Below are 12,384 nucleotides of genomic sequence, written 5' to 3' on the forward strand. Positions count from 1 at the left end.
TTGCCCGCGAAAAACGCCAGAACGACACAGTAAACCTGAACGCCCGCGTTATCGTTGACGTTTTTCGCGAGCAAGCTCGCTCCTACAGAAGAACGTCCGGGGTCAGTTGCAGGTCGCGCCATTTGAAGACAACAGGAGCCAGCACCTGATCGATCTGTGCATCGCGCCACAACGCGGCAAACGTTTTGCCCACTACAGGATGCACACGTTCCGGCGCCATCAACGACAGCGGCCACAACACAAAGGCGTTCTTCAGGATTTCCGCCCGCGGCAACACCAGACCATCGAAATCACCGGTCAGGTCGCCATACAACAGCACATCAATATCCAGTGGCAGCCCCTTGCGATCCGGGGCATAGCGGCCATTATCAGCCTCGATCGACTTCAACCGCCGATCCAGTTCCGCCAACGATAAATCGGTATACGCCGACACCACCAAATTGAAGAACGGTCCACTCTTGATTCCCACCGGCTGGCTTTCGAACACGGCGGAGCAGCGCAAATCCGTCAAAAAGCCTGAGAGCGCGTCAAGGCCCGCATGCAAATGAGACTCGCGCTCGATATTGCTGCCAAGACCAAGGTAAACCTGAGTTAGCGACATCCGCGCTCGATCTCCACGCCCACGCCCTTGGCAGCCGGGACGGCACCGGGCTTGGTCAACTTGAGGTGCAGCCAGGGAATCTGGAACTCTTCCATCAAAACTTGCGCCAGGCGCTCGGCAAACGTTTCCACCAGCTGGAATTGCGCCTGCGCGGCAAAGGCCTGGATACGTGAGGAAACACTGGCGTAGTCGAGCGCCAGGGTCAGGTCATCACCGGCCGCGGCCGGGCGATTGTCCCAGGCGAAACTCAGGTCCAGGCGCAGGCACTGACGGATACCTCGCTCCCAGTCGTAGGCCCCGATCACGGTGTCGACTTCCAGGCCTTCGATAAACACTCTGTCCAAGCACTCTTCTCCACAGCACGACAAGGGCGCAATGCCCCGTTAGAATCAAGGCGTCCTCGCCCGGAATAGTTAGCATGTCTTGGTTACTGGCGACCCTCGCCTACCTGCTCGGCTCGCTGTCCTTTGCCATCTTGCTCAGCCGCCTGACGGGAAATCCCGACCCGCGAATGAGTGGCTCAGGCAATGCCGGCGCCACCAATATGTTGCGCCTGGCCGGTAAAAAACTCGCCGTACTGACGTTGTTCGGCGACGTCTGCAAAGGCCTGTTGCCGGTACTGATCGCCGATCTCGCTGGCCTCTCCCTGCAACAACAAGCCTGGATTGGCGTATGCGCCGTGCTCGGCCATCTGTTCCCACTGTACTTTCGCTTTCGCGGCGGCAAGGGCGTCGCGACGGCAGCCGGCATGCTGCTGGGGATCTACCCGCCAGCGGCGCTGCTGGCCATTGCCGCCTGGCTGCTGACGTTCTACCTGACCCGCACCAGCTCCCTCGCAGCGTTGATCGCCACCCCCCTGACCCTGCCGCTGCTGGCCTGGCAGGAGCCGGCAGCACTGCTACCGATGAGCGTGCTCACCCTGCTGATCGTCTGGCGCCATCGCGGCAATTTACGCGACCTGTTTGCCGGGCGCGAACGGCATTTTTAAATACGCCCGGTGAACCCGGCTCATGTTCGTCGATCACAACGGCGGCAACTGCTCCATCGGCCAGCGCGCCTGCACACTGATAGCCAGGCTCTCGTGCTGACCTGCCTGCAAGCGCTGGCAACCGGCAAAAGCGATCATCGCGCCGTTATCGGTGCAAAACTCGGGGCGCGCGTAAAACACATCGCCCTTGAGGTCGCCGAGCATTTTCTCCAGCGACAGACGCAACGCCTGGTTGGCGCTGACACCGCCAGCAATCACCAGGCGCTTCATGCCCGCCTGCTTCAAGGCGCGCTTGCACTTGATGGTCAAAGTCTCCACCACCGCCTGCTGGAACGCCAGAGAGATGTCGCAACGGACTTGCTCACTGTCGTCCCCGGCGCTGACGCTTTGCTGCCAGGTGTTCAAGGCCGAGGTTTTCAAGCCACTGAAGCTGAACATCAGGCCAGGGCGGTCACACATGGGACGCGGGAAGGTATAGCGCCCTGCCACACCTTTTTGCGCCAGGCGCGCGATTTCCGGCCCACCGGGATAATTGAGGCCCATCATCTTGGCAGTCTTGTCGAAAGCTTCACCGGCGGCATCGTCCAGGGTTTCCCCCAGAAGCGTGTACTGACCGATTGCATCGACCTGAACCAACTGCGTATGGCCGCCCGAAACCAACAAAGCGACGAACGGGAACCCGGGTGGGTTTTCTTCCAGCATGGGTGCCAATAAATGGCCTTCCATATGGTGCACGCCAAGGGCTGGAATACCCCAGGCAAATGCCAGCGCCTGGGCGCAGGAAGCCCCAACCAGCAGGGCCCCGACCAATCCAGGGCCGGCGGTGTAGGCAATGGCATCAATCTCGGTCGCGACACAATCGGCCTCGTCCAACACCTGACGGATCAATGGCAGCATGCGTTTGACGTGATCACGGCTGGCCAGCTCCGGCACCACGCCGCCATAGGCCCGGTGCAAGTCGATCTGACTGAACAGTGCATCGGCCAAAAGCCCGCGTTCACTGTCGTAAAGCGCGACGCCGGTCTCGTCGCAGGAGGTTTCTAAGCCCAGTACTAACATGGGTTTGCGCCTTGTAGAGGCTGAATTCGAAGGCGCGCATAATAGTCGCCACTTCCGGCCCCGACCAGCGGTTTTCGATCAGAGGCTTTGCATTCCGGTCAATGAGGGGTTAACATCCGCAACCCTTAAAAACCGACGACCTCAGCCGCGAATTTTTTGCGACGAGAACGTTGATTCCCGGTAATGAAAGAAGGTAGCTCTGGATGCCAGCCGTCAAAGTAAAAGAGAACGAACCCTTCGACGTAGCTCTGCGTCGTTTCAAGCGCTCCTGCGAAAAAGCCGGTGTTCTGGCTGAAGTTCGTAGCCGCGAATTTTATGAGAAGCCAACTTCTGAGCGTAAGCGTAAAGCAGCAGCCGCTGTTAAGCGTCACGCCAAGAAAGTTCAGCGCGAACAGCGCCGCGCCGTTCGTCTGTACTAATACACAGACGTTCGTAGCAAGCTTCTGCCAAGCCCGGCCCTCAGCCGGGCTGTTGGCATTTGCGGATATCGCTTGATGCTTCACCGTCGACGCCGCACACGCGACCGAGACAAAGCTTCACACGTCAGGACTGGCTCTTTTGCCAGCGGTGCACGTCTCTTCTGACGAGCCTATCAAGGCTACTGACGAGCACACCTATTTTTCAGGCAGACGGTCAATAGATCGGCTGTGCCCCACGATGAGCCTCCGAGGCCGCCATTGGCCGTGACCGGACTCCAGGGCAACACTTTCAAACACGTCGAAGACTGATTGGAACTAACGTCAGTGAACGCTCGACAGATAGACTTCCTGACAGCCCAAACAGACAATCGATGATCAAGACGCCGCCAAGTGCGCCTTGAGTGTGTCGCGGGCCCTCATTTACACGCAGTGATGACGAGAACGCCATGGCCGGGCTAATTCCCCAGAGCTTTATTGACGACCTTCTGAACCGCACCGACATCGTCGATGTTGTCAGCTCGCGCGTGCAAATGAAAAAGGCTGGCAAGAACTACACCGCCTGCTGCCCGTTCCACAAAGAAAAAACCCCATCATTCAGCGTCAGCCCCGACAAGCAGTTCTATTACTGCTTCGGCTGTGGCGCTGGCGGCAACGCTCTCGGCTTTATCATGGACCACGACAACCTGGATTTCCCCCAGGCCGTCGAGGAACTGGCCAAAGCCGCTGGCATGGAAATCCCTCGCGAAGAAAGTGGCCGGCCGCACAAACCGCGCCAGCCCACCGACTCGCCGCTGTACCCGCTGCTCACCGCCGCCGCCGAGTTCTACCGCCAGGCACTGAAAAGCCATCCCCAGCGCAAAGCCGCCGTGAACTACCTCAAGGGCCGCGGCCTGACCGGGGAAATCGCCCGCGACTTCGGCCTGGGCTTCGCCCCGCCGGGCTGGGACAACCTGTACAAGCACCTGAGCAGCGACACCCTGCAGCAAAAAGCCATGATCGACGCCGGCCTGCTGGTGGAAAACGCCGAGACCGGCAAGCGTTATGACCGCTTCCGCGACCGGGTGATGTTCCCGATCCGCGACAGCCGTGGCCGCATCATTGCCTTTGGTGGCCGGGTGCTGGGCGACGACAAGCCCAAATACCTGAACTCCCCGGAAACCCCGGTATTTCACAAGGGCCAGGAACTCTACGGCCTGTTCGAAGCGCGCAAGAACAATCGCAACCTCGATGAAATCATCGTGGTCGAAGGCTATATGGATGTCATCGCACTGGCCCAACAAGGTCTGCGCAATGCCGTGGCGACCCTTGGCACCGCCACCAGTGAAGAACACATGAAGCGCCTGTTTCGCGTGGTGCCCAGCGTGCTGTTCTGCTTCGACGGTGACCAGGCCGGCCGCAATGCCGCCTGGCGCGCCCTCGAAGCCACGCTGTCGAGCCTGCAGGATGGGCGCCGCGCGCGCTTTCTGTTCCTGCCCGAAGGCGAAGACCCGGACACCCTGGTGCGCTCCGAAGGCACCGATGCGTTCCGCGCGCGCATTCATCAGCACGCACAACCGCTGGCCGATTATTTCTTCCAGCAATTGACTGAAGAGGCTGATCCGCGCTCCCTCGAAGGCAAGGCCCACATGGCCACCCTCGCGGCACCGCTGATCGACAAGGTACCCGGCGCCAACCTCAAGGCCCTGATGCGCCAGCGCCTGCTGGAAATCACCGGCCTGAGCGGCGAGGCAGTCAGCCAACTGGTGCACAGCGCGCCACAGGATGCGCCACCGGCTTACGATCCAGGCTTCGACTACGACGCCATGCCGGACTACGCTGACTTTCACCAGCCTCAAGAAGCCTTTGCGCCTCAACAGGAGTGGACGCCGAAGAAACCCGGCGATGGCGGTAAAAAGTGGGACAAGAAGCCCTGGAGTAAAAACGGTAAGCGTGGTGATCGCGACGAGTCGTACGCCCCCCGCACGCCGGTGGCCGTGGAAGCCCCGACGCTGATTGCCCTGCGCACCCTGATCCACCACCCGCAACTGGCGGGCAAAGTAGAAAGTGCCGAGCATTTTGCCAACGAGAGCAATACCTACGCTCAGGTGCTAATCGCCCTGATCGAGGCCGTGCAGAAAAATCCTAAGCTAAACTCAATCCAGTTGATGGCCCGCTGGCACGGAACAGAACAAGGGCGATTATTGAAAGCCCTCGCCGAAAAGGAATGGCTAATTGACGGCGATAACCTTGAACAACAGTTTTTAGACACCATTACTAGGTTATCCGCGGGCCAGCATACGCAGACCCTCGATGAACTTATCAAGAAAGCAAGGCAGCCGGGATTGTCGGCTGAAGAGCAAATTCAGATAGCAAAACAGATGCGCGACCTCTTAAAACAGAATGTTTGCGCATCAAACCCGACCTCAACTGGCGCGTGAGGTCATAGCTCGGGTATAATCCTCGGCTTGTTTTTTGCCCGCCAAGACCTTCAGTGGATAGGGTGTTATGTCCGGAAAAGCGCAACAGCAGTCTCGTATCAAAGAGTTGATCGTCCTTGGTCGTGAGCAGGGTTACCTGACTTACGCGGAGGTCAACGACCACCTGCCGGAGGATATTTCAGATCCGGAACAGGTGGAAGACATCATCCGCATGATTAACGACATGGGGATCAACGTATTCGAAGCTGCGCCAGATAAGGATTCTCTTATGCTGGCGGACGCCGATACCGACGAGGCCGCCGCTGAAGAAGCTGCTGCCGCGCTGGCTGCTGTGGAGACCGATATCGGTCGTACCACCGACCCTGTGCGCATGTATATGCGTGAAATGGGTACCGTCGAGCTGCTGACACGCGAAGGCGAAATCGAAATCGCCAAGCGTATCGAAGAGGGCATCCGTGAAGTGATGGGCGCAATCGCGCACTTCCCAGGCACGGTTGACCACATTCTCTCCGAGTACACCCGCGTTACCACCGAAGGTGGCCGCCTGTCCGACGTCCTGAGCGGTTACATCGACCCGGACGACGGCATTGCGCCGCCTGCCGCCGAAATACCGCCGCCTGTCGATCCCAAAGCCGCGAAAGCGGACGACGAGACCGACGACGACGAGGCTGAAGCCAGCACCGACGACGAAGAAGAAGTCGAAAGCGGCCCGGATCCGATCATCGCAGCCCAGCGCTTTGGCGCAGTCTCCGATCAGATGGAACTGGCGCGCAAGGCCCTGAAGAAGCACGGTCGTGGCAGCAAGCAGGCAACCGCCGAACTGCTGGCCCTGGCTGAGCTGTTCATGCCGATCAAGCTGGTGCCCAAGCAATTCGAAGGCCTGGTTGAGCGGGTTCGTAGCGCCCTTGAGCGTCTGCGTGCACAAGAGCGTGCGATCATGCAGCTCTGTGTCCGTGATGCGCGCATGCCGCGTGCCGACTTCCTGCGCCAGTTCCCGGGCAATGAAGTTGACGAAAGCTGGACCGACGCACTGGCCAAGGGCAAAAGCAAATACGCTGAAGCCATTGGTCGCTTCCAGGCCGACATCGTTCGTTGCCAGCAGAAGCTGACTGCATTGCAGACCGAAACCGGTCTGACGATTGCCGAGATCAAGGACATCAACCGTCGCATGTCGATCGGCGAGGCCAAGGCCCGCCGCGCGAAGAAAGAGATGGTTGAAGCGAACTTGCGTCTGGTGATCTCCATCGCCAAGAAGTACACCAACCGTGGCCTGCAATTCCTCGACCTGATCCAGGAAGGCAACATCGGCTTGATGAAAGCGGTGGACAAGTTCGAATACCGTCGTGGCTACAAGTTCTCGACTTATGCCACCTGGTGGATCCGTCAGGCGATCACTCGCTCGATCGCCGACCAGGCCCGCACCATCCGTATTCCGGTGCACATGATCGAGACCATCAACAAGCTCAACCGTATTTCCCGGCAGATGTTGCAGGAAATGGGTCGTGAACCGACCCCGGAAGAGCTGGGCGAACGCATGGAAATGCCTGAGGATAAAATCCGCAAGGTATTGAAGATCGCTAAAGAGCCGATCTCCATGGAAACCCCGATCGGTGATGACGAAGACTCCCACCTGGGTGACTTCATCGAAGACTCGACCATGCAGTCGCCAATCGATGTCGCCACCGTTGAGAGCCTTAAAGAAGCGACGCGCGACGTACTGTCCGGCCTCACTGCCCGTGAAGCCAAGGTACTGCGCATGCGTTTCGGCATCGACATGAATACCGACCACACCCTTGAGGAAGTCGGTAAGCAGTTTGACGTGACTCGCGAGCGGATCCGTCAGATCGAAGCCAAGGCGCTGCGCAAGTTGCGCCACCCGACGAGAAGCGAGCATTTGCGCTCCTTCCTCGACGAGTGATCACAAAACCCCCAGGCCCTGGCCTGGGGGTTTTGCTTTGTGCAGATTAAATCTCCCCCGCTTTACCCCCCCTCGCAATGCCCGTCTACACTCGAAACATTCCCCGTGCCATAACGAGACCGTTATGCCCAGACTGCCGGCCGTGCTACTGCTGTCGCTGCTGACCTGGACCGCAACGGCTGGCGCGTTGACTCTCACCGATGAAGAGCATGGCTGGTTGGCGGCCCACCCAGAATTGCGCCTGGGCGTTGATGCTTCGTGGCCGCCGTTTGAATACCGCGATGAAGACGGCCGCTACCAGGGCCTGGCCGCCGACTATGTGCGGCTGATCCAGGAACGCCTGGGCATCAAGATCAGACTGATCGAGCCCGCCAACTGGAGCGCGCTACTGGAGCAGGCCCGGAACAACCAGCTCGACCTGTTGCCAGGGATTATGTCCACCCCGGAGCGTCAGGGTTTCCTGGCATTTTCCCGGCCTTACCTCGACTTCCCCATCGTCATTCTTGCCCATGAAGGCGGTGCCCAACCCCGCTCCCTCAAGGACCTGTATGGGCTGAAGATCGCGGTGGTGGAGAACTATGCCCCCCACGAATTGCTGCGCACCCACCATCCCGACCTGAACCTGGTAGCGATGCCCAACGTCAGTTCGACGTTGCAGGCCCTGGCCACTGATGAGGTAGACGCCGTAGTCGGAGACCTGGCCTCCAGTGTCTGGAGCCTGCGCCAGCTCAAGCTCGACGGTTTATACGTCAGCGGCGAAACACCGTATCGCTACCAACTGGCAATGGGCGTGCCCCGCCAGAACAAAATGCTGATAAGCATTCTGGATAAAGTACTCGCCGACCTGAGCCCCAGCGAAATCAACGAGATCCAGGAACATTGGGTCGGCAATGTCATCGATCATCGGGCCTTCTGGGCCGACTTGCTGCTCTACGGCCTGCCTGCCGTGCTGCTGTTGAGCACCGTGCTGGCCATCGTGATCCGAATCAACCGCCGGCTCAGCTCGGAAATTTCCCGCCGGGTAGCCCTGGAGCAAGAGCTGCGCAGCAGCGAATACCATTACCGTGGCCTGGTGGAAAGCCTGTCGGCCATCGCCTGGGAAGCGGACATCGCTGACTTCACCTACAGCTATGTGTCACCCCATGCCGAGGAACTGCTGGGCTATCCACGGGCTCACTGGCTGATCCCGGGCTTCTGGCGCAACATCATCCACCCCGCCGACCTGACCCGCGCCGAAGCCTTCTGCCAGCGTGAAACCCGCGCCAACCGCGACCACAGCATCGACTACCGAGTGATCACCGCCGACGGTCGTTGCCTGTGGGTCAGGGACATTGTCAGCCTGATCAAGCATGGGCATGAGCCGGTCATGCGTGGGCTGATGATCGACATCAGCGAGGCCAAGCGCACGGAGGAAGCGCTACAACTTTCGCAGGAGAAATTCGCCTCGGTGTTCCAGCAATGCCCGGACATATTGGTGATCGCCCGCTTGTCCGATGGCTGCTTGCTGGAGGTCAACAAGGCCTTTGAGGACCAGATTGGCCTGAGCGCCGCCGAGGTCATCGGCAAGACCGCCACCGAGCTGAATATCTGGGGCATCCAGGGCGTGGGCCCCAACCTGCTCAAGCGCGTACAGACCACCAGCATTCGCAACCTGGAGATGCCGTTCCTGCGCAGTAACGGCCAGGCGTTTACCGGGCTGATTTCTGCCGAACCCTTCCAGCTCGATGCGACCGAAGCGTTGGTGGTCGTGGTGCGGGACATCACCCAACTGAAAGAAACCCAACAACTGTTGCAAACCTCCGAAGAGAAGTTCGCCAAGGCCTTCCATGCCTCGCCCGACGGCTTATTGCTGAGTCGCCAGCGCGATGGCCTGCTGCTGGAAGTCAACGAAGGCTTTAGCCGTATCACTGGTTTCAACAGTGCAACGTCCCTGGACCAATCGACCCTGGACCTGGGCATCTGGGTGGACTTGAACGAACGCAAGCACATGCTTGACCTGCTGCAGCGCGACGGCCTGGTGCGTGATTTCGTCTGCCATATCCGGCGCAGTGACGGCCAAATTCGCCTGTGCGAAGTGTCCAGTCGCCCACTGCCCATTGGCGACGAAGACTGCATGCTGACCATCGCCCGGGACATCACCGAACGCCAGTTGATGCAGGAAAAACTGCAACAGGCTGCGACGGTTTTCGAAAGCACCGCCGAAGGCGTGTTGATCACCGATACCCGGCAGAACATCAGCGCCGTCAACCGCGCCTTCAGCGAAATCACCGGCTACAGCGAAGCCGAAGCCCTCGGCCACACCCCGCGCCTGCTGGCCTCCGGGCTGCACGACAGCGCGTTCTACGCCGCCATGTGGCACCAACTGACGGCCAACGGCCATTGGCAAGGCGAGATCTCCAACCGACGCAAGAACGGCGAGCTGTATCCCAGTTGGCTGACCATCAGCGCGGTGCGCAACCCCGACCAGTCAATCACCCACTTCGTCGCGGTGTTTGCCGACATCTCCAGCCTCAAGCACGCCCAGGCGCGGCTCGACTACCAGGCACATCACGACCCGCTCACCGGCCTGCCCAACCGCACTCTGTTTGAAAACCGCCTGCAAACCGCCCTCAACAATCAACCGGGAACGGCCAGCCAGGGTGCGGTGCTGTTTCTCGACCTCGACCGCTTCAAGCACATCAACGACAGCCTCGGCCACCCGATTGGCGACCTGCTGCTCAAAGACATCGCCGTGCGCCTCAAGGAACAACTGCGCGATATCGACACCGTGGCCCGCCTGGGCGGTGACGAATTCATCATCCTGCTGCCCGGCCTGCAACAAGCCAGCGACGCCCAACACCTGGCCAATAAACTGCTGGCCTGTTTCACCCTGCCCTTCCAGGCAGGCGAACACGAGTTTTTTATCAGCGCCAGTATCGGTACCAGCCTCTATCCGCAGGACGGTATCGACGTCGCCACCCTGGTCAAAAACGCCGATGCCGCCATGTATCGCTCCAAAGCCAAGGGCCGCAACCGGGTCGAACGCTACACCCAGGACCTGACCGCCCAGGCCAACGAGCGCGTCGCCCTCGAACACGAACTGCGCCGGGCCATCGAGCGCGAAGAACTGTTTCTGTATTACCAGCCGAAATGGAGCCTGGAAACCCAACAACTGATCGGCGCCGAAGCACTGATCCGCTGGCGCCATCCGACATTTGGCGATGTGCCTCCCGAGCACTTCATCGCCCTGGCCGAAGAGAACGGCATGATCCTGCAAATCGGCGACTGGGTCCTGGAACAGGCTTGCCGCCAACTGCACCTGTGGCGCAAATCCTATGACGACTTTGGCCCGCTCTCCGTCAACCTCGCCGGCGCCCAACTGCGCCACCCCAACCTGCTGGGGCGCATCGAGCAACTGCTGCAGGACAACCGCCTGGAACCGGGCTGCCTGCAACTGGAAATCACCGAAAACTTCATCATGAGCCAGGCCGAAGAAGCCCTGGAAGTGCTGCATCAACTCAAGCGCCTGGGCGTGCAACTGGCCATCGACGACTTTGGCACCGGCTACTCATCCTTGAGCTACCTCAAGCGCCTGCCCCTGGATTTCCTGAAAATCGACCAATCCTTTGTCCGCGGCCTGCCGGACGACCCCCACGACGCCGCCATCGTGCGCGCCATCATCGCCCTGGGCCACAGCATGCAATTCACCATCATCGCCGAAGGCGTGGAAACCCCCGCCCAGCAAGCCTTCCTCACCGCCGAAGGCTGCGAACAAATGCAAGGCTACATCGTCAGCCTGCCCCTCCCCGCCGACATCTTCGCCGCGACCTTCCTTCACATGACCCATTCGGATTTTTCGGATAGCACAGTGGAGAAACCATCGTTATAATCCGCGACCTACTGAGGGCCTATAGCTCAGTTGGTTAGAGCAGGGGACTCATAATCCCTTGGTCGTAGGTTCGAGTCCTACTGGGCCCACCAACTCCAAAGCCGCGCATTGCGCGGCTTTCGTGTTTCTGGATGGACCACCGCAGATACAGTCTGAATCCCCTCGGCCTAACGTCTCCAAAACCGACGCGCTCGATGAGTTGTTAGCGGGGAGTTGGCTTCTGGCGATGAGCCCCATGCAGACGTCAAATTCCACGGGGCCTCACATCAAAGACTGTTTGCATCTTAGTCACCGCTTGTAGAAAATCGTCGTCTTTTTGCACGAATGGATACGCGCATGAAGTTCGAGAAGACCACGCAGTACAGGTCCGAGGAAGGGATCGTCTTCAATCTGTCTCAAATCACCCTCATGGAAAGCGACCGAGGTCGCCTGCGCGAGCTGCACTTTGGCGAAGCGAAACGCGCCCATTACCAAGTCAACAGCATGGTCGTCGATATGTACGACCGAATGCAGACTCGAAACCTGCCATGCCTGCTGACAGTCTGCATTTCCAATCCCCTCATCCGGCAGCAGGCCGATGCTATCAACACTCTGCGCGGCAACGCCGCCAAGGGAATTGCTGCGGCCTCAGGTGGCGTTGCCGGGAAGGTAGGTGCGTTCGGTGGGCCGCTCATTGGCTGGGCTTCAGGTGCAGTCGTGACGACAGGTGTCAACTGGTACCTCAAAGGGGCCCTGCCGAACCTGCATGCAGGTGACGTGCTGGTCAGCATCGAGGGAGAGGTCCATGGCGGGATTGGCCCACAGCGCTCTGTCGTGACGCTGGTCATCAAGGTCTGAGGAACTGCACATGCCCTACATCATGCAAACTGTCGTCCTTCTGGTGCTGGGCGCGATCCTCGTTCAGTTTCTGAAACCATACCCGCTGCGCAAGTGGCTGGGTTTGGCGCTGCTGGCAACGGGCTTGGTCAGCCTCTTCAAGGTGGGTGAGCAGCAGGCGCTGGGCTTTGATCTGGAGCTGCTAGCACTGCTGGCCGTGCCGCTGGGCGTAGTGCTTTTCCTGACGCGGCGGCGGTTCACGGAGGGGGACTGAAGCCCTGGCACGATTTCTCGGTGC

At 59.7% G+C, this 12,384-nt stretch carries 10 protein-coding genes and 1 tRNA gene; 8 read left to right on the plus strand and 3 right to left on the minus strand.

Annotated features, from left to right (window positions below; all coding sequences use genetic code 11):
- Positions 1-82: 82 nt before the first annotated feature.
- Together folK and folB are read right to left on the minus strand one after the other, a co-directional pair.
- Entirely contained in the window at positions 83-601 is a 519-nt protein-coding gene (folK, locus tag BFQ03_RS05985) for a 2-amino-4-hydroxy-6-hydroxymethyldihydropteridine diphosphokinase (protein ID WP_065942678.1), read from the minus strand.
- Positions 592-945: a dihydroneopterin aldolase gene (gene folB / locus BFQ03_RS05990; RefSeq protein WP_032858551.1), complete on the minus strand. Its 354-nt coding sequence runs from the start codon at positions 943-945 to the stop codon at positions 592-594. The genes folK and folB overlap by 10 nt, the downstream gene beginning before the upstream one ends.
- 74 nt (positions 946-1,019) lie before the next feature.
- Between folB and plsY the strand changes: the two genes are divergently transcribed.
- On the plus strand, positions 1,020-1,589 hold the full coding sequence (gene plsY, locus BFQ03_RS05995; protein WP_029296831.1) for a glycerol-3-phosphate 1-O-acyltransferase PlsY: 570 nt from the start codon (positions 1,020-1,022) through the stop codon (positions 1,587-1,589).
- Between the two features lie 33 nt (positions 1,590-1,622).
- On the opposite strand, the gene tsaD is transcribed toward plsY, so the two are convergent.
- Entirely contained in the window at positions 1,623-2,648 is a 1,026-nt protein-coding gene (gene tsaD, locus BFQ03_RS06000) for a tRNA (adenosine(37)-N6)-threonylcarbamoyltransferase complex transferase subunit TsaD (protein WP_032858553.1), read from the minus strand.
- A gap of 203 nt (positions 2,649-2,851) precedes the next feature.
- On the opposite strand from tsaD, the gene rpsU reads away from it, so the two are divergent.
- The 7 genes from rpsU to BFQ03_RS06035 all read left to right on the plus strand — a co-directional run bounded on the left by rpsU (position 2,852) and on the right by BFQ03_RS06035 (position 12,360).
- Positions 2,852-3,067: a 30S ribosomal protein S21 gene (gene rpsU / locus BFQ03_RS28865; RefSeq protein ID WP_002551877.1), complete on the plus strand. Its 216-nt coding sequence runs from the start codon at positions 2,852-2,854 to the stop codon at positions 3,065-3,067.
- Between the two features lie 446 nt (positions 3,068-3,513).
- Positions 3,514-5,484: a DNA primase gene (dnaG, locus tag BFQ03_RS06010; protein ID WP_032858554.1), complete on the plus strand. Its 1,971-nt coding sequence runs from the start codon at positions 3,514-3,516 to the stop codon at positions 5,482-5,484.
- A 67-nt stretch (positions 5,485-5,551) separates the two neighbouring features.
- Complete coding sequence (gene rpoD, locus BFQ03_RS06015; protein WP_032858556.1) at positions 5,552-7,402, plus strand: RNA polymerase sigma factor RpoD; 1,851 nt, start codon at positions 5,552-5,554, stop codon at positions 7,400-7,402.
- Between the two features lie 124 nt (positions 7,403-7,526).
- Complete coding sequence (locus BFQ03_RS06020; RefSeq protein ID WP_032858558.1) at positions 7,527-11,270, plus strand: EAL domain-containing protein; 3,744 nt, start codon at positions 7,527-7,529, stop codon at positions 11,268-11,270.
- Between the two features lie 15 nt (positions 11,271-11,285).
- Positions 11,286-11,362: transfer RNA gene (locus BFQ03_RS06025), tRNA-Ile, on the plus strand.
- 244 nt (positions 11,363-11,606) lie between these two features.
- Positions 11,607-12,107 (plus strand): hypothetical protein, encoded by a 501-nt coding sequence (locus BFQ03_RS06030; RefSeq protein ID WP_065942679.1) that lies wholly within the window; start codon positions 11,607-11,609, stop codon positions 12,105-12,107.
- 10 nt (positions 12,108-12,117) lie between these two features.
- The gene (locus tag BFQ03_RS06035) at positions 12,118-12,360 is read left to right on the plus strand and encodes a hypothetical protein (protein WP_065942680.1); all 243 of its coding nucleotides are present in this window, start codon (positions 12,118-12,120) and stop codon (positions 12,358-12,360) included.
- The last annotated feature ends 24 nt before the right edge of the window (positions 12,361-12,384 follow it).

The organism is Pseudomonas sp. 25 R 14, from assembly GCF_900004755.1.
GTDB lineage: Bacteria > Pseudomonadota > Gammaproteobacteria > Pseudomonadales > Pseudomonadaceae > Aquipseudomonas > Aquipseudomonas brenneri.

Bases quoted from the DNA above. Each gene is read 5' to 3' on its own strand.
- BFQ03_RS06020 (WP_032858558.1), top strand. From the start codon at position 7,527: ATGCCCAGACTGCCGGCCGTGCTACTGCTGTCGCTGCTGACCTGGACC.
- folK (WP_065942678.1), bottom strand. From the start codon at position 601: ATGTCGCTAACTCAGGTTTACCTTGGTCTTGGCAGCAATATCGAGCGC.
- dnaG (WP_032858554.1), top strand. From the start codon at position 3,514: ATGGCCGGGCTAATTCCCCAGAGCTTTATTGACGACCTTCTGAACCGC.
- BFQ03_RS06030 (WP_065942679.1), top strand. From the start codon at position 11,607: ATGAAGTTCGAGAAGACCACGCAGTACAGGTCCGAGGAAGGGATCGTC.
- BFQ03_RS06035 (WP_065942680.1), top strand. From the start codon at position 12,118: ATGCCCTACATCATGCAAACTGTCGTCCTTCTGGTGCTGGGCGCGATC.
- tsaD (WP_032858553.1), bottom strand. From the start codon at position 2,648: ATGTTAGTACTGGGCTTAGAAACCTCCTGCGACGAGACCGGCGTCGCG.
- rpsU (WP_002551877.1), top strand. From the start codon at position 2,852: ATGCCAGCCGTCAAAGTAAAAGAGAACGAACCCTTCGACGTAGCTCTG.
- rpoD (WP_032858556.1), top strand. From the start codon at position 5,552: ATGTCCGGAAAAGCGCAACAGCAGTCTCGTATCAAAGAGTTGATCGTC.
- plsY (WP_029296831.1), top strand. From the start codon at position 1,020: ATGTCTTGGTTACTGGCGACCCTCGCCTACCTGCTCGGCTCGCTGTCC.